This window comes from Rhodanobacter geophilus (assembly GCF_040812275.1).
GTDB lineage: Bacteria > Pseudomonadota > Gammaproteobacteria > Xanthomonadales > Rhodanobacteraceae > Rhodanobacter_A > Rhodanobacter_A geophilus.
On record NZ_JBFOHL010000012.1, the window covers coordinates 40,603 to 60,432 of the forward strand.

A 19,830-nucleotide genomic window follows, 5' to 3' on the forward strand; every position below is an offset into this window, starting at 1 on the left:
CCGGCATTCGCCGGGATGACGGATATGGACGGTCGAGGCCTTCCCATCATGCTGCGGCTACGTGCGTGAGGTCGCGGCCAGCCACATGCCGCTCCAGCAATGCCGCGAAAGCCGCCAACTCGGGATAGCTGCGCGCCACCTCGATCACGTAGCGGTACACCTGCGGCACGTCCTTGAGATAACCCGGCTTGCCGTCGCGATACCACAATCGGTAGAACTGCCCCAGCACGCGCACGTGGCGGTGCAGGCCGGTGAGGTCGAACCAGCGGCGGAAGCGTGCAGGGTCCACCTTGCCGTCGATCACGCCGGCGTCAAGCAGGCGTTGCCGGTACGACTCCACCCAGGCTTCCACGCGCTCGCGCGGCCAGGCGACGTAGGCGTCGCGCAGCAGCGAGGCGAGGTCGTAGGTGAGCGGGCCGTGCAGCGCGCCCTGGAAATCGATCACGCCGGGGTTGTCCGTGTCCGTCAGCAGCAGGTTGCGGCTGTGGTAGTCGCGATGCACGAACACGCGCGGCTGCGCCAGCGCGTTGTGGATGATCACGTCGAACGCCGCTTCCAGCACGTCCCACTCGTCGCAATCCGGGGTGTGGCCGAGATGGCGTTCGAGGAACCACTTGGGCATCACCTCCAGCCCGTTCACCAGCACGGCGCGGTCGAACGGCGGCAGGTCGTCGCTGGCCACCTTCGTCTGCATCGCGAGCAGCGCGTCCATCGCGTCGCCGTACAGCCGGTCCGCGTTCGCGTTGTCCAGCTCGGCGAGATACAGCCTCGTGCCGAGATCCTCGATCAGCAGGAAGCCCTGCTCCAGATCCTGCGCCGCCACCTTCGGCACGTGCAGCCCGGCGGCGGCCAGCCGCGCGCCGATCGCCAGCCACGGCCGCGGGTCTTCGCGCTCCGGCGGCGAGTCCATCACGATCCAGCTCTGGCCTGCGTGAGCGGTGCGCCAGTAGCTGCGGAAGCTGGCGTCGGCGGAGGCCGGTGCCAGCGTGAGCGTGGGGTCGCCGAGCGTGCGGCGGGTCCAGGCGAGGCGGGCTGCAGTGCGGTCTTGGACGGGAAGTGGCATGGGGCAGGGCGTGCTCGAAGTGCCCTGCAGCTTAGCGGCGCGACGGCGGCTGTGCGAGCCGGCGGCTACCGAAGCGGTCGCGATCAGCTGGAGCGTCTGCGGGCGGGCACGGCAAGCAGCGCGATCAATTCGCGGACCACTTTGCGCTGCGCGTCGGAGAGCGTCAGGAACGCCTCGAAGGCGAGGCGGTCGTGGCCACGCACGTGGTCCGGCCAGGCAGAGTGCGCCTCGCGCACGCCTTTGTGGGTGGATGTGCCGTACTGCAGTTCGTGTGGCGGTACGCCGGTGATGCGGGCCAGGGCCTGCAGGTTCGCCTGCTTCGGGATGTGCTTGCCGCTGAGCCAGTTGGAAATCGCCTGCGGAGTCACGGCTTCGCCGCCCTGCTGCGGCACCAGCTTCTCCAGCACGGTCGAGCTCGCCTCGATGCCGGCCGCTTCGAGGGCAGCGGCCAGGCGCTTGGCGAAGGCGGACTGTTCGGTCTTCATGGGCCACGACCATAGGCCCCGGCCATGCGTGCGAATGAAAGTAATGCTTTATAAAAAATGAAAAACTTGCTTTCATTCGGCGATTGGATTCCCCACGGTCGCCGCCATGCCCAAATCCCTGCTCGAACAGTTGCCCGAGATCGTCGCCCGCGGGCGCCAGCAGGCCGAGAAGATCCTGGAGAGCCTGGAAGGGCGGCATAGGGTCAGCCTGCAGACGCGCGAGTGGGTGCTGCCGTCGAAAGACACGCGGGACAACGACTGGATCGTCGCGGCGAACCGGCAGGCGCATCTGGACACGGAAGGCGAGGCCGCTTGGACCAACCGGCTGATCTACGGCGACAACCTGCTGGCGATGGCCGCGCTGCTGGCTGGCGACGAGCACACGCCCAGCCTGCGCGGCAAGGTCGACCTGATCTACATCGACCCGCCGTTCGACTCCAAGGCCGATTACCGCACCAAGGTCGCCTTGCCCGGCGTGGAGCTGGAGCAGCGGCCCACGGTGATCGAGCAGTTCGCGTATTCGGATACGTGGTCGGATGGCACGGCGTCGTATCTGGCGATGATCACGCCGCGGTTGATCCTGATGCGGGAGCTATTGAGCGAGACGGGCTCGATCTATGTGCATCTGGATTGGCATGTGGGGCATTACGTAAAGCTTGCACTTGATGAGGTATTTGGCCGAGGCGCATTCAAAAATGAGATCATCTGGGACTATTCCTTCCGAATGATGGATTTGCCGGGGTTCTACAACCGGAAGCACGACGCCCTTTATTTTTACGGGAAAGGTCCAGATACCTACTTCGACATGCCGAAAACGGCATGGACGAAAGATGACCTGATGAAAAGTAGGAAGCAGGCCATTCACGTCGACGAGGAAGGCGTTGAATGGATATGGATGCCAGGCGGCAAAGGAAACTCAAAGAACAAGCTGCGCCGTGTTGACGAAATCTTGCAGGAAGGCAAAGCAGTTTCCGATGTATGGGACATTCCCATCATCTCGTCCTCATCTAAGGAGCGGGTGGATTACGCCACCCAGAAACCAGAATCGTTGCTTGAGCGCATCCTCCTTGCGTCATGTCCAGAGGGAGGGTTAGTTCTCGACGTATTCGGCGGCTCCGGCACCACTGCCGCCGTCGCCGAAAAGCTCGGCCGCCGCTGGATCACCACCGACCTCGGCAAACCCGCCTGCATGATCATGCGCAAGCGGCTGATCGATCAGGGCGCCAAGCCGTTCCTGTACCAGGCGATCGGCGACTACCAGGTCGAGGCGGCGAAGAGTTCGCTGGGACGCAGCTTCCGCGTCGGCGACCTGTCGGGCATCGTGCTGTCGCTGTATGGCGCGTTGCCGCTGCCGCCGGAGGACAACCCGCTGCGCAACCTGGGCGCGGTGGTCTACGGCGGCAAGAAGACCCTGGTGCTGGTCGATTCGCCGAACAAGCTCACCGGCGACGCCACCTTGCGCAAGGCGATCGCCCAGCGCGACCACCTGCTCGGCGGCTGGGACCGGGTGGTGGTGCTGGGCTGGAACTTCGAGCCGTCGATCGGCGAGAGCATCACCGCGCTGAACGACGCCAGGCTTGAAGTGCTGGTGATCCCGCCCGACCTGCTCGACCGCCTGCGCAAGAAGGGCGGCATCGAGAAGCTGCGCGGGCAGGTGCGTTTCTCCAGCCTGCAATACCTCACGATCAAGCCGGTGCAGCGCATGTGCAGCGGGGACGTGGAGCAGATCAAGGTCACGCTCGACAACTACGTGCTGCTCTCGCCCGAGGCCATCAATCTCGACGAGGAGAACCGGAAGAAGCTGCTCAAGGTGGCCAACGCCGAACCGTTGGCGCTGATCGAATACTGGGCGGTCGACCCGGATTACGACGGCCGTGTATTCCGCTCGGTGTGGCAGGACTACCGCGGCAACACCGCCAATGACGACGATCCGCTGCGCGTGGTGACTGCCGCCGAGTTCAACGTGCCGTACCAGGGCGGCCCGCGTCGCGTCTGCGTGCGCGTGGTCGACGTGTTCGGCTTCGAGGCCGAGGTGGTGAAGATGGTGGCGGAACCCGGCAAATGATTCCGATGCCGTCAGGCCGCCAGCGGTTTGATCTTGTCCAATCCCTTCCGGATCTCGCGTTCGGCGATCTTCAGGTCGTAGGCGCTTTGCAGATTGATCCAGAACTGGGCCGACTGCCCAAACGCCCGGCCGAAGCGCAAGGCCAGGTCGGCGGTCACGGGGCGCTCGCCGCGCACGACGTGCGAGATGCGCATTGGCGAAACGCCGATCGCCCTGGCAAGCGCGGCCTGGCTCATGTCGAGGTCCTCAAGGATTTCCTCGACGAACTCGCCGGGATGGATCGGCGGCATGCCGTTCCTGGTCGCTGGGATGCTCATGGTTGCGGTGCCTCAGTGGTAATCGACGATTTCGACATCGAAGGCCTGGCCACCCTCGAACCGGAAGCAGAGCCGCCATTGGTCATTGATGCGGATACTCCATTGGCCGGCCCGGTCGCGCGCCAACGCCTCCAGGCGATTGGACGGCGGATACCGGAGTTCCTCGAGCGAATCGGCGGCATCCAGCTGGTACAGGCGCCGCATGGCGCGTCGCTGGATGTCAGGCGGGAACCGCTTCCCCGATCCGGTCGCGAAAAACCGCTCCGTTTCCTTGTCGGCAAAGCTCCTGATCACCCGGTCACTCCTGTTTACCCGGCAAATCCTTCCGTCCAGACCATAAACAAAACGTTTATGGCTTGCAAGTACATGGAGCCTGACCATGGGTGATCCAAGCCATCCGCTGGCGCTGGCCGCCGCGCTCACCCGCCGTACCGAACAGCTCTGCATTGGGCTGGAACAGGGCATTGCCGATATCTACGAGCGGGTGACGCCGGTCACCGCCGAGCTGCTGCGCTGGTGGTTCGGCGAGGATGCCTGCCAGTCGCGCACGTTCAACTTCCATCCCGGCCAGCGCCAGGCGATCCTCAACGTGATCGTGGCGCACGAGGTGCTGGACAGCCCGAACCTGAAGAACCTTTACGAGCAGGTCTGCGCCGATGCGCTGCTGCACGGCACACGGCTCGCCGAGGTGGCGCAGGACAAGCACGGCCACCCGAAGTACTGCCTGAAGATGGCCACCGGCACCGGCAAGACCTGGGTGCTGCAGGCGCTGCTGGTGTGGCAGCTCTTGAACAAGACCGCTGCGCTGGACGAAGGCCGCGACGATCCGCGTTTCACCCGCCGCTTCCTGATCGTGGCGCCGGGACTGATCGTGTACGAACGGCTGCTGGACGCGTTCCTCGGCAAGGAGAACGAGGACAAGAGCCGCGACTTCGCCAGTTCCGACATCGCCACCTATGCCGAGCTGTTCGCGCCGCCGGCGCGGCGCGAGCGCATCGCGCAGTTCGTGCGCGGCAATGTATGCCAGAAGCAGGAGATCGGTCTGAAGGCCACCGGCAACGGCATGATCGCGATCACCAACTGGCACCTGCTCAGCGAGGCCGAAGAGGAAATCGAGCAGGACGAAGCCGAACGGGTCGATGCGCCCGGCATGGTCGCCGATGCCGCCCGCGTGGCCTACGACGTGTTGCCGCTGACGCCCGGCCGCGCCGCCGGCAACAGCCTGGACGTGCTGGACCGGCGCTGGGCGCGCGGCAACGTGCTCTCCTATCTCGCCGACCTGCCCGAGCTGATGGTGTTCAACGACGAGGCGCACCACATCCACGAACTGAAGAAAGAGGGCGAGACCAGCGAGGTCGAATGGCAGAAGAGCCTGTCGGTCATCGCCGCGGGCAAGGGCCGCCGCTTCGTGCAGATGGATTTCTCCGCCACGCCGTACAACGACGTCGGCGGCGGGAAGGGCAAGCGCAAGCTGTATTTCCCGCACGTCGTGGTGGATTTCGACCTGAGGGCGGCGATGCGGCTGGGGCTGGTGAAGTCGCTGGTGCTGGACAAGCGCAAGGAACTCGGCGCGCTGCCACTGGAGTTCAAGGCCGAGCGCGATGCCGATGGCAACGTCATGCTTTCGGAAGGCCAGCGCGTGATGCTGCGCGCCGGCCTGCAGAAGCTGCGCAAGCTGGAGGCGGACTTCGCCCGGCTCGATCCCGGCCGCCATCCGAAGATGCTGGTGGTGTGCGAGGACACGAAAGTGTCGCCGCTGGTTGCGCGGTTCCTGCTCGACGAGGGCCTGCACGACGACGACGTGCTCACCGTCGATTCCGGCAAGAAGGCCGAACTGGGCGAGAAGGACTGGGCGCCGCTGCGCCAGCGCCTGTTCAACGTGGACAAGCATGCCCGGCCGCGGGCGATCGTCAGCGTGCTGATGCTGCGCGAAGGTTTCGACGTCAACAACATCTGCGTGATCGTGCCGCTGCGTTCCAGCCAGGCGCAGATCCTGCTGGAGCAGACCATCGGCCGCGGCCTGCGCCTGATGTGGCGCGACCCGGAGTACGCCGACATCAAGCGCGAGAACCGCGAGCGGATCAACCACGGCGAGGAGCCGGGTTCGCTGATCGACATCCTCTCGATCGTCGAGCATCCGGCATTCCAGGGCTTCTACGACGAGCTGATGGCCGAGGGCCTGGTCGGCACGACCGGCGACGACGAGGATGGCAGCAGCACCGGCGACCTGATCGCCTCGGAATTGCGCGAGGGTTACGAACAGTACGATTTTGCCATCCCGTTCATCCTGCGCGAGGCCGAGGAAAACGTCGAGCACCTGCCGATCGACGTCTCTGCCTTGCCGCCGTTCAGCGCGATGAGTCGGGCCAGACTGGCCGAACTGCTCGGCAAGGGCGACACCTTCACCTCGCAGGATCTGCAGAGCAGCACCTTGTTCGGCGACTACCGCGTCGATGGCGCGGCGATGAACGTCAGCGGCTACAACGAACTGCTGTCGCGGCTGACCCGGCGCGTCGGCCAGGCGTTGAACCATCCACTGCCGAAGGGCAACCGGATCGCGCAAAACCTGGATCGCCCGTACCTGCAGATGAATACCGTCGTGCTGGCGTCCGCGCTGGACGATTACATCCGCGAATGGCTGTTTGACGAACCTTTCGAGCCATTCGCGGACGAGGGCTGGCGGCTGTTGCTGCTGGACCCGGTGCTCGATCACATCGTGAAGATCTTCGGGCTGGCGCTGGTGCGCACCGAGGAGCACACCACCACCGGCAGCACCGAGGTGCGCCATCGCCGGCTGTCGGAGGTGACGCGGTTGATGGTGCGCGAGAGCGCCTCGCTGGAAGTCGGCAAGTGCATCTACGAGCGCCTGCCGTATCCCACCCGCAGCGGCGGCCTGGAGCGCGCCTTCATCGAATGGGCACAGAGCGATGCCGGCGTGGAGGCATTCTGCAAGATCAGCGAGAACCGGCACGACTTCGTGCGGCTGCGTTACGTCAAGGACGATGGCCTGCCGGCGCTGTACATCCCCGATTTCCTGGTGCGCACGGCTGATGCGATCTACCTGGTCGAGACCAAGGCGCAGCAACAGGTCAGCCATCCGAACGTGCAGCGCAAGCTGAAGGCGGCGACCACGTGGTGCGAACGGATCAACGCGCTGGCCCCGGCGCTGCGTGGCGAGCGCGTGTGGCACTACGCGCTGGTCGGTGAATCGCTGTTCCACGACTGGCGCGAGAAGGGTGCCCGTCTGGGGGAATTGCTGGCGTACTCGCGCGCCCGCGCCACGCCGACCGCGCAGTCGCAGGGCGACCTGCAGCTTGGCGACGGCATGTGAGGTCGTCGCCCAGGCTCCAGGCTGCCGGCCGGGTCACTCACGTCAGGTTGTACGCCCGCTCCTCGTGCTCGGCGAGATCGAGCCCCATCTGCTCCTGTTCCGCATCCACGCGCAGGCCGACCATGCGGTCGACGAGTTTCAGGATCACCCAGCTCAGCGCCGCGCTCCACGCAATGGTGAAGCCCACGCCCTTGGCCTGTATCCACAGTTGCAGCAGCGGCGAGGTCACCGTGCCGAAGCCGCCCAGTTTCGATGCGGCGAACGGGCCGGTGAGCAGGGCGCCGACGATGCCGGCGATGGCGTGCACGCCGAACACGTCCAGCGTGTCGTCGTAGCCAAGCTTGTGCTTGAGCCGGGTGGCGGTGAAGAAGCAGATGCCGCCGGCGGCGAGGCCGATCAGCAGCGCGCCGCCGGGTCCGCAGGTGCCGGCGGCGGGCGTCACCGCGACCAGGCCGGCCACCGCGCCGGAGGCGATGCCGAGCACGCTGGCGCGCTTGTGGATCGCCCATTCCACCGCGGTCCAGCCGATCGCGGCGGCGGCAGTGGCGATCTGCGTCACCAGCATCGCCATGCCGGCGCTGCCGTTGGCGGCCACCGCGGAGCCGGCGTTGAAGCCGAACCAGCCCAGCCACAGCAGGCTGGCGCCGATCACGGTGTAGCCGAGGTTGTGCGGCGGCATGTGCGTGTGCGGCCAGCCGCGGCGCTTGCCGATCACCAGGCAGGCGACCAGGCCGGCGATGCCGGCGTTGATGTGCACCACGGTGCCGCCGGCGAAGTCGAGCACGCCCATGTCGCCCAGCAGCGAGCCGGGGCCGCTCCACACCATGTGCGCCATCGGCAGGTAGACGAAGGTGAGCCACAGGCCGCTGAACCACAGCATGGCGCTGAACTTCATGCGCTCGGCGAAGGCGCCGATGATGAGCGCCGGCGTGATGATCGCGAAGGTGAGCTGGAACATCACGAACACGCTTTCCGGCACGGTCTGGTACAGCGAATCGGGCTTCAGCCCGGCGAGCATGGCGTGGCCGAGGCCGCCGACGATCGAGTGCCAGTTCGTCACGCCGGCATGCATGCCCTCGGTGCCGAAGGCCAGCGAATAGCCGTAGAGCATCCACAGCACGGTGACCAGCGCGGTGATCGCGAAGCATTGCATCAGCACCGAGAGCAGGTTCTTGGCGCGCACCATGCCGCCGTAGAACAGCGCGGCGCCGGGTATCGTCATCATCAGCACCAGCATGGATGCGACTAGCATCCAGGCGGTGTCGCCGCTGTCGAGCCTCGGCGCGGGCGCGGCCTGGGCGAGGGCGGAAAACGGCAGGAAGGCCAGCGCGGTGGCGCCGGCCAGCAGTCGGTCAGAGCGCATCGGCGTCGACCTCCTGCGTGCGGATGCGGATCACCTGTTCCAGCGGGCTGACGAAGATCTTGCCGTCGCCCACCTTGCCGGTGCGCGCGGTGCCGGCGATCGCCTCGATGGCTTGCTCCACCTGCTCGTCGCTCACCGCGATCTCGATCTTGAGCTTGGGCAGGAAATCCACCACGTACTCGGCGCCGCGATACAGCTCGGTGTGGCCGTGCTGGCGGCCGAAACCCTTGACCTCGGTGACCGTCATGCCGTGCACGCCGGCCTCGGCCAGCGCCTCGCGTACTTCATCCAGCTTGAACGGTTTGATGATGGCGGTGATCCACAGCATGCGTTTTTCCTTCGCGGCAGGCTTTGTGTTGCACCACAGCAGAATGCGTGCCAGCGGCAGGAAGCGCGTCGTGTGGCCGTTTGGACGGCCAGATGGCGGGCGAAGCGGTCTGGATCTGGCGAAACTGGTGCAAGCCTTGCGTGTTGCTGGTGCAAGCCGGCCATTTGACCGGGCTTTCCGCAATCAGTACCATTTTGGTCTGAATTAAGGCCGCTCCCCGACTCCCCATGCTTCGCGTCAGTCGACTCACGGATTACGCCACGGTGGTGATGACCTGCATCGCCGCCCATCCGGCCGACGTGCTGAGCACGGCGCAGATCGCCGACGAGACCCGGCTGGAGCTGCCCACGGTGAGCAAGCTGCTGAAGTCGCTGGGCCATGCCGGCCTGGTGGAGTCCTTCCGCGGCGTCAACGGCGGCTACCGGCTGGCGCGGCCCGCGCAGGCGATCAGCCTTGCCGACGTGGTCGAGGCGATGGAAGGCCCGATCGGCATGACCGAATGCGGTGTCACCGAAGGCCAGTGCGAGCGCGAGGCGCAATGCGGCGTGCGCGGCAGCTGGCAGCGCATCAACACCGTGCTCGACCGGGCGCTGCGTGCGGTGAGCCTGGCCGACATGCTGCGGCCGCCGCCGCGCCACCCCGACGTGACGATCGACATCAGCACCCTGAAAGCCGGCATCCTGAAAGGCAGAACCACGGCATGAGCAGCGCAACCATCGACAGCACTTCCACCGCGCTGCGCGACAACGCCGGGGTCGCCGAGGCGCTGGGGCGCAACTACAGCGCCGGCTTCGTCACCGAGATCGAGATGACCGGCCTGCCGCCGGGCCTGGACGAGGAGACGATCCGCCAGCTCTCCGCGATCAAGCGCGAGCCGGAGTGGATGACCGAGTGGCGCCTCGCCGCCTATCGCCACTGGCTGACCATGCCGCAGCCGGACTGGGCCAAGCTGAAGATGGATGCGATCGACTACCAGGCGATCAGCTACTACGCCGCGCCCAAGCAGGCGCCGAAGTCGCTGGACGAAGTCGATCCGGCGCTGCTGGAAACCTACGAGAAGCTGGGCGTGCCGCTGCACGAGCGCGCGGCGCTGGCCGGCGTGGCGGTGGACGCGGTGTTCGACTCGGTGTCCGTGGGCACCACCTTCCGCAAGCAGCTGGCCGAGGCCGGCGTGATCTTCTGCTCGATGAGCGAGGCGATCCGCGAGCATCCCGGGCTGGTGCAGCAGTACCTGGGCAGCGTGGTGCCGCCGGGCGACAACTTCTTCGCCGCGCTGAACTCGGCGGTGTTCTCCGACGGCAGCTTCGTGTTCATTCCCAAGGGCGTGCGCTGCCCGATGGAACTGAGTACGTATTTCCGCATCAACGCGCAGAACACCGGCCAGTTCGAGCGCACCCTGATCGTGGCCGAGGAAGGCGCCCACGTCTCCTACCTCGAAGGCTGCACCGCACCCAAGCGCGACGAGAACCAGCTGCACGCCGCGGTGGTGGAGCTGGTGGCGCTGGAGCGCGCGCAGATCAAGTACTCCACCGTGCAGAACTGGTACCCCGGCGACGAGAACGGCGTGGGCGGCATCTACAACCTGGTGACCAAGCGCGGCGACTGCCGCGGCGACGACAGCAAGATCAGCTGGACCCAGGTGGAGACCGGTTCGGCGATCACCTGGAAATACCCCAGCGTGGTGCTGCGCGGCGACCGCTCGGTGGGCGAGTTCCACTCGGTGGCGCTCACCCACCACTACCAGCAGGCCGACACCGGCACCAAGATGATCCACATCGGCCGGGACACCAAGTCGAAGATCGTCTCCAAGGGCATCAGCGCCGGGCGCAGCAACAACAGCTACCGCGGCCTGGTGAAGGTGGAGAAGGGCGCCGAGCGCGCGCGCAACTACACCCAGTGCGATTCGCTGCTGATCGGCAAGAAGTGCGGCGCGCACACCTTCCCCTACATGGAAGTGAAGAACCCCAGCGCCATCGTCGAGCACGAGGCCACCACCTCGAAGATCTCCGACGACCAGATGTTCTACTGCCGCTCGCGCGGCATCGGCGAGGAGGATGCCGTCTCGATGATCGTCGACGGCTTCTGCAAGCAGGTGTTCCGCGAACTGCCGATGGAATTCGCGGTGGAAGCGAAGAAGCTGCTCGAGGTCTCGCTGGAAGGCGCGGTGGGTTGATGTTTTTTTCCTTCTCCCTCCGGGAGAAGGTGCCCGACCTGCAGGCGCAGGATGCGCCTGCGGAACAGCGAAGCTGGCCCCGAAGGGGCGAGCGACAGGGATGGCGCGAGCAAGGGCGGATGAGGGTGCGAGGCTTGCATGGATCTTTCCGCAAGCACCGAACCCTCACCCCAACCCCTCTCCCGGCGGGAGAGGGGCTAAAAGATCAGGAACCAACATGCTGAAGATCGACAACCTGCACGCCCGCGTCGAGGGCAAGGAAATCCTCAAGGGCCTTTCGCTGACGGTGAATCCGGGCGAGGTGCACGCCATCATGGGGCCGAACGGCGCGGGCAAGTCCACGCTGGGCAACGTGCTCTCCGGCCGCGACGGCTACGAGGTCACCGCCGGCAGCGTGAGCTTCGACGGCATCGACCTGCTGGCGCTGGAGCCGGAGGCGCGCGCCGCCGCCGGCGTGTTCCTGGCGTTCCAGTACCCGGTGGAAATCCCCGGCGTCAACAACACCTACTTCCTGCGCGCGGCGCTCAACGCCCAGCGCAAGGCGCGCGGCGAGAAGGAGCTGGATTCCATGCAGTTCCTCAAGCTGGTGCGCGAGAAGCTCAAGGTGATGCAGATCTCCGACGAGCTGCTGCACCGCGCGGTGAACGAGGGTTTCTCGGGCGGCGAGAAGAAGCGCAACGAGATCTTCCAGATGGCTGTGCTGGAGCCGAAGCTCGCCATCCTCGACGAGACCGATTCGGGCCTGGACATCGACGCGCTGAAGCAGGTGGCGCAGGGCGTCAACGCGCTGCGCTCGCCGGAACGCTCGTTTCTGGTGATCACCCATTACCAGCGCCTGCTCGACTACATCGAGCCCGACTTCGTACACGTGCTGGCCGGCGGCCGCATCGTGGAAAGCGGCGACAAGACGCTGGCGCTGAAGCTGGAAGAGCACGGCTACGCCTGGGTGCGCGAGCACGGCGAGCCGGCCGGGGCATCGGCATGAACCAGCCGGCCCCCGCGCCCTTCGTCGCGTCGCTGGACGACGCGGCGCTGCCGGCCAGCGGCATCGCCTGGCTGGACGCGCTGCGCCGCGAACAGCTCGCGGCCTTCGCCGCCGCCGGCCTCCCCGACACGCGCATGGAGGCATGGAAGTACACCGCACTGCGCGCGCTGGGCCAGCGCCGCTTCGCGAACGGCGACGCACAGGCGGCATCGCGCGCGATCGATCCCGCCGCGTTCGCCTTGCCCGGCGTGGACGGGCCGCGGCTGGTCTTCGTCAACGGCGTGTTCCGCGCCGACCTCTCCGTGCTGGACGCGCTGCCGGCGGGCCTCACGCTGCAGCCGTTGTCGCAGGCGTTGCGGCAGGAACCGGAGCCGCTGCGCTTCATGTTGTCGCGGCACGAGCCCGAAACGGGCGACGCCTTCGTGCGGCTCAACGCCGCGCTGGCCGCCGACGGCGTGGTGCTGAAGCTGGCAGCCGACGCGAAGCCCGCTGCGCCGGTGCACCTCGTGTTCCTCGGCGCGCCTGCCGATGGCGAGCTGGCCTGGCACCTGCGCCACGTGATCGAGCTGGGCGAGGGCGCCGAACTCTCGCTGGTGGAACACCATGCCGCCAGCGGCGAGCAGCGGCACCTCGGCACGGCCGTGGGCGACATCGTGCTGCGCGACGGTGCGGTGCTGCATCACACGCTGTTCCAGGACGCGGACGGCGGCAGCACCCTGGTCCGGCGCAGCCGGCTGCAGCTGGGCGCGCGGGCGCAGGCCACGCTGCACGTGCTGGAACTGGGCGGCGCGCTGGTGCGCCACGAGCTGCGCGCCGAGCTGGCAGGCGACGGCGCGCGGCTGGATACCCGCGGCGTGTTCATGCCGCACGGCCGCCAGCACATCGACACCCAGCTGGCGATCCGCCACCAGGCGCTGAACACGGCTTCGGATTCGGTCTGGCGCGGCGTGGCCGACCAGCGTGCACGCGGCGTGTTCCGCGGCGCGATCCTGGTGGCGCCCGGCGCCGACGGCAGCGATGCCAGCCTCAGCAACAAGAACCTGCTGCTGTCCGGCCAGGCCGAGATCGACACCAAGCCGGAGCTGGAGATCTACGCCGACGAGGTGAAGGCCGCGCATGGCGCCACCGTGGGCCAGCTCGACGAGCGCGCGCTGTTCTACCTGCGCTCGCGCGGCATCCCGCAGGCCGAGGCGCGCGGGATGCTCACCGTCGCGTTCTGCCGCGCGGTGCTGGACGACCTGCCGAACGCGGCGCTGCGCGAACACCTGGCCGGCTTGCTGGCGATTGAATTGCCGGCATGACGTTATTTCTCCTCCCCCTGCTTGCAGGGGGAGGTTGGGAGGGGGGCAAGGCTCGCCGCAGGGCACCCCACCCCAACCCTCCCCTGCAAGCAGGGGAGGGGGCCAACCACGGGATCTTCGGGATGAATGCACAAGCCGGCACCCCAACCACCTTCGACGTCCAGCGCGTCCGCGCGGATTTCCCGCTGCTCGCGCGCACGGTGCACGGCAAGCCGCTGGTGTACTTCGACAACGCCAACACCAGCCAGAAACCGCGCCAGGTGATCGAGGCGGTGGATCGCCACTACCGCGAGCACAACGCCAACGTGTCGCGCGCCGTGCACCTGCTCGGCGAGGAGGCCACCGCGGCCTACGAGGGCGCGCGCGACGCGCTGGCGCGCTTCATCCACGCGCCCTCGCGCAACGAACTGGTGCTCACCTCGGGCACCACGCAGGCGGCGAACCTGGTGGCCTACAGCTTCGTGCTGCCGCGGCTCCGGCCCGGCGACGCCATCCTCACCACCACGATGGAGCACCACGCCAACATCGTGCCGTGGCAGATCGTGGCCGCGCGCGCCGGCGCCACGGTGAAGGCGGCTCCGATCACCCCGGGCGGCGAGCTGGTCGTGGAGAAGTTCGTCGAGCTGCTCACGCCCGAGGTGAAGCTGGCCTGCGTGGGCCACGTCTCCAACGTGCTGGGTACGGTGAACCCGGTGCGCGAGCTGGCGAAGGAATGCCGCAGGCGCGGCATCCCGCTGTTCGTGGACGGCTCGCAGGCGATGCCGCACCGCCCGGTGGACGTGCAGGCGCTGGGCTGCGACTTCTATGCGCTCACCGGCCACAAGATGCTGGCGCCCACCGGCACCGGCGCGCTGTGGGCGCGCAAGGAACACCTGGACGCGATGCCGCCGTTCTTCGGCGGCGGCGAGATGATCCGCGAGGTGAAGTTCTCCGGCACCAGCTTCGCCGAGCCGCCGCACCGCTTCGAGGCGGGCACGCCGAACATCGCCGGTTTCGCCGGCGTGGCGGCCGCGATCGACTATGTCGAGTCGCTGGGCTTCGAGGCGATCCGCGCCCACGAGCGTGCCTTGCTCGACCATGCCACCGCGCGGTTGCGCGAGATTCCCGGCCTGCGCATCTTCGGCGAGGCGCAGGAGAAGGAGCCGGTGATCTCGTTCCTGGTCGAGGGCGCGCAGGCCACCGACCTCGCCACCCTGCTCGACCTGGAAGGCGTGGCGGTACGCTCCGGCCATCATTGCGCGCATCCGCTGATGCAGTTCTACGGCGTGCCGGCCACGCTGCGCGCCTCGCTGGCGTTCTACAACACCCACGAGGAAGTCGACGCCTTCGTGGCGGCCTTGCTCAAGGTGCGCCGGTTGCTGCGTTGAGTCGCCGCAGCGCCGCCCCGGCGGTCCCGGGGCGCTTCCCGGGCCTTTATGCTTGGGCCCACATCCGCCACAGGGTTCCCGATGTTCGCCTCTCTGCCCGGCCTGATCCGCGTGCCGCTGGTCGTGCTGCTGCTCGTGCTCAACGTGCTGGCGCACGTGCTGCCGCTGTTCGCGCTGACCCTGCTGAAACTGCTCGTGCCGCTGGCCGGTTTTCGCCGCGCCTGCTCGCGCACCCTGGTGGCGATCGCCGAAAGCTGGATAGCCGTCAACAACGCGCTGTTCGATCTGTTCACGCGCATCCGCTGGCAGGTGGACGGCCTGGACGGCCTGCACCGCGACGCGAATTACCTGGTGCTGGCGAACCACCAGAGCTGGGTGGACATCCCGGTGCTGCAGAAGCTGCTGAACCGGCGCATCCCGTTCCTGCGCTTCTTCCTGAAGAGCCAGCTGATCTGGGTGCCGTTGATGGGGCCGGCGTGGTGGGCGCTGGATTTCCCGTTCATGAAGCGCTACTCGCGGGAAACCCTGGCGAGGCATCCCGAACGGCAGGGCAAGGACCGCGAGGCCACCCGCCGTGCCTGCGCGAAGTTCCGCCAGCTGCCGGTGTCGGTGATGAATTTCGTGGAGGGCACGCGTTTCACGCCGGCCAAGCACGATGCGCAAGGTTCGCCCTACCGGCACCTGCTGCGGCCGCGCGCCGGCGGGGTGGCCTTCGTGCTGGACGCGATGGGCGACGGCCTGCAGGCGATCCTCGAGGTCGCCATCGTCTACCCCGGTGGCCCGTGCAGCCTGTCCGACCTGATCGGCGGCCGGCTGCGCGAGGTGCGGGTGAGCCTGCGCCAGCGTCCGATCGAGCCGGGCCTGCGCGGCGACTACGAGGGCGACGAGGCGTTCCGCCAGCGTTTCCAGGCGTGGATCAACGCCCTGTGGCGAGAGCAGGATGCGCGGGTCGGGCGGCTGCTGGAATAATCGTGCCGATGCCGCGCGCGCGACTGAATACCGCGTGAGGCGGCGAAACCACGCCATACCCGCCGTCGGGCGGGGCGCTGTAAGCTTGCATGGGCGGTGATGCCGCCGTGAAAGGCAGCCATGGAACTGCCGCGGAACCGGTCGAAGGGGTGGAGGATGACGCTGGATCGACGCCAAGCAAACCGGATACGAGCGAGGCTTGCCCATGGGTGAGACGATGCGCCCGAGCGAGGCCCATGGCCACGGCGTGCTGCAGGCCATTGCGCGGATGTCGGCCACGCGGGCGAACTACTGGGTCGGCCAGGCCGCCGATTTCGTGGTCAGCTTCGCCCTGCTCGGCGCGGCGTTCTGGGTCGACCACAGCCGTCCGCTGCAGGCCGCGCTGCTGCTGCTGCTGGGCCTGTTCATCTTCAGCTTCATCGAATATGCCTTCCACCGCTGGCTGTTCCACGGGCCGGTGCCGCTGTTCGAGCAAGGCCACACCTTGCATCACGAAAAGCCGCTGGGCTTCGACTCGCTGCCGTTTTTCTTCCCGCCGGCGGTGGTGTTGCTGCTCGCGGCGATGCTGGCCCTGCTGCTGCCCCTGGCGGTCGCGCTGCTGCTTTCCGGCGCCATCGCGCTGGGCTATGCGCTGTACGGCTTCAGCCACCTGATCATCCACCGCCGCCGTTTCAGCCACCCGCTGGCGCGCAAGTGGGCGGCGGTGCACCACGTGCACCACCACCATCCCGACAAGAACTACGGTGTCACTTCGCCGCTGTGGGATTTCCTGCTGGGCACGTGGTACGTGTCCAAGAGCAAGGTGCGGCTGTAGTAGCGCGGCCTGTGCGCGCTCGGGCTTTTCGCGAACGACCTGGTCGCGTCCCGGATGCGCCCCGGCATGCGGTGGCTTAGCCCGGCGGCAGGCCGCGCAGTTCCGCGCCGTCGCCATCCACGCGCAATACCGAGCCCTGCTCGTACCAGTCGCCGAGCACGATGCGCTCGGCGGTGTGGCCGTCGAGCTCGAAGCGATGGATCGCGGGGCGATGGGTGTGGCCGTGGATCAGCCGCGTCGTGCCGGCCTCGCGCATGGCGTCCGCCACCGCGTCGGCATTGACGTCCATGATGGCTTCCATCGTGCTGCCGGTGTGGGCGCGGCTTTCGGCGCGTGACTTTGCGGCGAAGGCCCGGCGCGCCTCCAGCGGCATGGCGAGGATCTGCGCCTGCCACTCCGGCGTGCGCACCTGCTTGCGCACCGCCTGGTAGGCCAGGTCGTCGGTGCACAGCACGTCGCCGTGCATCAGCAGGGTGGGGCGGCCGTACAGCGTGTGCACGGTGCCGTCCTGCAGCAGTTCGAAGCCGGCGCGGCGGGCGTAGTCCTCGCCGAGCAGGAAGTCGCGGTTGCCGGCCATGAAGTACACCGGCACGCCGGCCGCGCGCACGGCGCGGGTGGCGGCGGCGATGCGTCGCGGCAGTTCCGCGTCGTCGTCGTCGCCGATCCAGGCCTCGACCAGGTCGCCGAGGATGTACAGCGCGTCGGCGCGGCGCACTTCGTCGCTGGCCAGGTAGCGCTCGAACAGTGCGGTGATCCCGGGCCGGCTGTCGTCCAGGTGCAGGTCGGCAATGAACAGCGTGCCCATCGGCGCCTCAGCCGCCGTGCGCGGGCTTGCGGGCGCCGCGCTTCGCCGGCTTGGGCGCGGCGGCTTCGGCAGGCGCGGCCGCGCTGGCCGCCGCGGCAGGCGCGGCTTCGCCGAGCACCTGGGCGCTTTCGATCACCACCAGCGGATTGGGTACGTCGGCGGCGAACGGGCCGATGCCGCGGGTGGGCAGGGCGGCGATCTTGTCCACCACGTCCATGCCCTTGACCACCTTGCCGAACACGGCAAAGCCCCAGGTGAGGCCGCTCTGGTTGCCCACGAAATCGAGCCGGCGGTTGTCCACCAGGTTGAAGAAGAACTGCGAGGTGCCGGAGTTCGGATCGGCGCCGCGCGCCACCGCCACGGTGCCGCGCAGGTTGGACAGCCCGTTGTCCGCCTCGCTGGCAATGGCGGGGCGGGTGCGCTTGGGCTGCAGCTCGCGCGTGTACAGGCCGCCCTGCACCAGGTAGCCGGGAATCGCGCGGTGGAACACCGTGCCGGCGTAGAAACCCTCGCGCACGTATTGCAGGAAGTTCGCCACGCTCTTCGGCGCCTTGTCCGGGTACAGCTCCAGCGTGATGTCGCCCTGCGAGGTGTGCAGCACCACTTCGGGACTGGCCGTGGCCGCCGGCTTGGCGTCCTGGGCCTGTAGCGCGGGCGCGAGCAGGGCGGCGGACAGGAGCAGCAGGGCGAGCTTGAACTTGGGCATGGCGTCACGCAGTCCGGGGTATCCGCGCATGATACGCGGCCAGCCGCGCGTGCGCGTCCCCCGAAGTTCAGCTCTCATTGAAGAGTGCGGCCATGGATGGCCGCGGGTGGCGCGAGGGCGGAGCGGGAGCCTGAAGCTTGCAGCCACGCGCCATGCCACGGCGCTCCCGGACGAATGCACGGGCACACCATCAGGTCGCGGACAGCTCCAGCTCCAGGCCCAGCTCGACCATCGGCGCCTGTTCCTGCTGCAGGTCGGCCTCGCTGAGCGGATGCTGTTCCAGCCACGTGGCCGGCAGTCCCAGGCGCAGCCGCTGGCGGGTGGCGGCGAGCTTCATGGCCGGCAGCGATTCGGCGCGACGGCCACGGCGGAACAGCACCGCGAGGCGCAGCAGCGCCGTGGTGTAGCGGGCCAGCTGGCGGTAGCGCTGCGGCAAGGTGGCGATCACCGCCTTGTCCGGCTTGCGCCGGTGCAGCTCGACCACGGCGGCGAGCAGCTGCTGCTCCTGCCGCGAGAAACCGGCGAGGTCGGCGTGGCGCAGGATGTAGGCGCCGTGGTGATGGTGCTGGCTGTGCGCGATGGCGAGGCCGATCTCGTGCACGCGCGCGGCCCAGGACAGCCATTCGCGCGCCTCGCCGTCCAGCTTCCAGGCCTTCGCCACCTGGTCGAACAGCTGCAGCGCGGTGGACTCCACGCGCCGCGCCTGCGCGCGGTCCACGCCGTAGCGGCTGGCCAGCGCGTCGATGCTGCCGGTGCGCGGATCGCTGCCGGCGGCGCGGCCGAGCAGGTCCCACAACAGGCCTTCGCGCATCGAGCTCTCGCACACGCGCATGCGCGCGATGCCCAGCGCCTCGAACGCGGCCTCGAAGATCACCACCGCACCGGCGATCACCGGCGCGCGTTCCTCCACCAGGCCGGGCAGCTTCAGCGTGGCGATCGAGCCCTGCGCGAGGAGCGCGTCGCGCAACCCGGCCAGCGAGGCAGGGGTGATGTCGTCGTCGCTGAGCTTCATCGCCTGCACCACCGCGCCGATCGCCTTGGCGCTGCCGGAAGAGCCGTAGGCCTCCTGCCAGCCCGATTCGCGGTAGTCCTCGGCGAACTGCTGCAGCAGCACGCCGATCTCGCCGCGCGCGCGCTGCCAGCGCTTGCGGTTGAGCTTGCCGCCGGGGAAGAAGCGCAGCGTGGAGGCGATGCAACCGGCCTGCACGCTCTCGGTGTGCAGCGGCGCGAGGCCGCGGCCGATGATGAACTCGGTGCTGCCGCCGCCCACGTCCATCACCAGCCGCGGCTCGCGCGAGGCGGGCAGGTCGTGCGCGGCGCCGAGGAAGATCAGGCGGCCCTCCTCGCGACCGGACACCACCTCGATCGGATGGCCCAGCGCGGCTTCGGCGGCGCCGAGGAAGGCCTGCGGAGCGGCCAGCCGGCGCACGGTGTTGGTGGCCACCGCGCGCACCCGCTGCGAGGGCAGGCCGGCGATGCGCTGGCCGAAGCGGGCCAGGCAGTCCAGCGCGCGGGCGCGGCGATCGGCGTCCAGCGAGCCGTCGCCGCGCAGGCCGGCGGCCATGCGCACGCTGTCGCGCAGGCGGTCGATCACCCGCGGCTCGCCGTGTTCCATGCGTGCCACGATCAGGTGGAAGCTGTTCGAGCCCATGTCCACCGCGGCGAGCAGTTCGCCATCGCGGATCGGGGTCTGGTCGGCCTGGCTCAAGCGCGGGTTCCTCACAGGTGGGCACGGGTGCGCCCATGATGCCGGATCGC

Annotated in this window: 18 protein-coding genes; 9 read left to right on the forward strand and 9 right to left on the reverse strand. The window is 68.0% G+C overall.

Annotated features, from left to right (window positions below; genetic code table 11):
- Positions 1-46: 46 nt before the first annotated feature.
- On the reverse strand, positions 47-1,063 hold the full coding sequence (locus tag ABQJ56_RS13505; RefSeq protein WP_367845533.1) for an aminoglycoside phosphotransferase family protein: 1,017 nt from the start codon (positions 1,061-1,063) through the stop codon (positions 47-49).
- 83 nt (positions 1,064-1,146) lie between these two features.
- Complete coding sequence (locus ABQJ56_RS13510) at positions 1,147-1,548, reverse strand: helix-turn-helix domain-containing protein (protein ID WP_367845534.1); 402 nt, start codon at positions 1,546-1,548, stop codon at positions 1,147-1,149.
- Positions 1,549-1,678: 130 nt separating this feature from the next.
- On the opposite strand from ABQJ56_RS13510, the gene ABQJ56_RS13515 reads away from it, so the two are divergent.
- Positions 1,679-3,613, forward strand: coding sequence for a site-specific DNA-methyltransferase (locus ABQJ56_RS13515; RefSeq protein WP_367845535.1), 1,935 nt, complete (start codon positions 1,679-1,681; stop codon positions 3,611-3,613).
- A gap of 11 nt (positions 3,614-3,624) precedes the next feature.
- Here the strand turns inward: ABQJ56_RS13515 and ABQJ56_RS13520 are convergent, their stop codons facing one another.
- Together ABQJ56_RS13520 and ABQJ56_RS13525 are read right to left on the reverse strand one after the other, a co-directional pair.
- On the reverse strand, positions 3,625-3,903 hold the full coding sequence (locus ABQJ56_RS13520) for a HigA family addiction module antitoxin (RefSeq protein WP_367845536.1): 279 nt from the start codon (positions 3,901-3,903) through the stop codon (positions 3,625-3,627).
- Between the two features lie 39 nt (positions 3,904-3,942).
- Positions 3,943-4,224: a type II toxin-antitoxin system RelE/ParE family toxin gene (locus tag ABQJ56_RS13525; RefSeq protein WP_367845619.1), complete on the reverse strand. Its 282-nt coding sequence runs from the start codon at positions 4,222-4,224 to the stop codon at positions 3,943-3,945.
- Between the two features lie 85 nt (positions 4,225-4,309).
- Here ABQJ56_RS13525 and ABQJ56_RS13530 point away from each other — a divergent pair, with 85 nt between their 5' ends.
- The gene (locus tag ABQJ56_RS13530; protein WP_367845537.1) at positions 4,310-7,261 is read left to right on the forward strand and encodes a DEAD/DEAH box helicase family protein; all 2,952 of its coding nucleotides are present in this window, start codon (positions 4,310-4,312) and stop codon (positions 7,259-7,261) included.
- A gap of 37 nt (positions 7,262-7,298) precedes the next feature.
- Here ABQJ56_RS13530 and ABQJ56_RS13535 read toward each other — a convergent pair whose 3' ends face one another.
- Both ABQJ56_RS13535 and ABQJ56_RS13540 read right to left on the reverse strand, forming a co-directional pair.
- Complete coding sequence (locus ABQJ56_RS13535) at positions 7,299-8,624, reverse strand: ammonium transporter (protein ID WP_367845538.1); 1,326 nt, start codon at positions 8,622-8,624, stop codon at positions 7,299-7,301.
- Positions 8,614-8,952, reverse strand: coding sequence for a P-II family nitrogen regulator (locus ABQJ56_RS13540; RefSeq protein ID WP_367845539.1), 339 nt, complete (start codon positions 8,950-8,952; stop codon positions 8,614-8,616). Before ABQJ56_RS13540 ends, ABQJ56_RS13535 begins: the two co-directional genes overlap by 11 nt.
- A 227-nt stretch (positions 8,953-9,179) precedes the next feature.
- On the opposite strand from ABQJ56_RS13540, the gene ABQJ56_RS13545 reads away from it, so the two are divergent.
- From ABQJ56_RS13545 to ABQJ56_RS13575, 7 genes are all read left to right on the forward strand, one after another.
- Positions 9,180-9,656 (forward strand): SUF system Fe-S cluster assembly regulator, encoded by a 477-nt coding sequence (locus tag ABQJ56_RS13545; protein WP_367845540.1) that lies wholly within the window; start codon positions 9,180-9,182, stop codon positions 9,654-9,656.
- Complete coding sequence (gene sufB / locus ABQJ56_RS13550; protein WP_367845541.1) at positions 9,653-11,125, forward strand: Fe-S cluster assembly protein SufB; 1,473 nt, start codon at positions 9,653-9,655, stop codon at positions 11,123-11,125. Before ABQJ56_RS13545 ends, sufB begins: the two co-directional genes overlap by 4 nt.
- 217 nt (positions 11,126-11,342) lie before the next feature.
- On the forward strand, positions 11,343-12,110 hold the full coding sequence (sufC, locus tag ABQJ56_RS13555) for a Fe-S cluster assembly ATPase SufC (RefSeq protein ID WP_367845542.1): 768 nt from the start codon (positions 11,343-11,345) through the stop codon (positions 12,108-12,110).
- Positions 12,107-13,411: a Fe-S cluster assembly protein SufD gene (gene sufD / locus ABQJ56_RS13560; protein WP_367845543.1), complete on the forward strand. Its 1,305-nt coding sequence runs from the start codon at positions 12,107-12,109 to the stop codon at positions 13,409-13,411. Before sufC ends, sufD begins: the two co-directional genes overlap by 4 nt.
- A gap of 122 nt (positions 13,412-13,533) precedes the next feature.
- Positions 13,534-14,778, forward strand: a complete 1,245-nt coding sequence (locus ABQJ56_RS13565) for a cysteine desulfurase (RefSeq protein WP_367845544.1) — start codon at positions 13,534-13,536, stop codon at positions 14,776-14,778.
- Between the two features lie 81 nt (positions 14,779-14,859).
- Positions 14,860-15,747, forward strand: a complete 888-nt coding sequence (gene yihG / locus ABQJ56_RS13570) for a 1-acylglycerol-3-phosphate O-acyltransferase, YihG family (protein ID WP_367845545.1) — start codon at positions 14,860-14,862, stop codon at positions 15,745-15,747.
- A gap of 205 nt (positions 15,748-15,952) precedes the next feature.
- The gene (locus ABQJ56_RS13575) at positions 15,953-16,561 is read left to right on the forward strand and encodes a sterol desaturase family protein (RefSeq protein ID WP_367845546.1); all 609 of its coding nucleotides are present in this window, start codon (positions 15,953-15,955) and stop codon (positions 16,559-16,561) included.
- A gap of 76 nt (positions 16,562-16,637) precedes the next feature.
- Here the strand turns inward: ABQJ56_RS13575 and lpxH are convergent, their stop codons facing one another.
- The 3 genes from lpxH to ABQJ56_RS13590 all read right to left on the reverse strand — a co-directional run bounded on the left by lpxH (position 16,638) and on the right by ABQJ56_RS13590 (position 19,780).
- Entirely contained in the window at positions 16,638-17,366 is a 729-nt protein-coding gene (gene lpxH / locus ABQJ56_RS13580; RefSeq protein ID WP_367845547.1) for a UDP-2,3-diacylglucosamine diphosphatase, read from the reverse strand.
- Positions 17,367-17,373: 7 nt separating this feature from the next.
- Positions 17,374-18,072 carry a peptidylprolyl isomerase gene (locus ABQJ56_RS13585; RefSeq protein ID WP_367845548.1) on the reverse strand — a complete coding sequence of 233 codons (699 nt, stop codon included), beginning with the start codon at positions 18,070-18,072 and terminating at the stop codon, positions 17,374-17,376.
- A 190-nt stretch (positions 18,073-18,262) separates the two neighbouring features.
- Positions 18,263-19,780, reverse strand: a complete 1,518-nt coding sequence (locus ABQJ56_RS13590) for a Ppx/GppA phosphatase family protein (protein ID WP_367845549.1) — start codon at positions 19,778-19,780, stop codon at positions 18,263-18,265.
- Between the last annotated feature and the right edge of the window lie 50 nt (positions 19,781-19,830).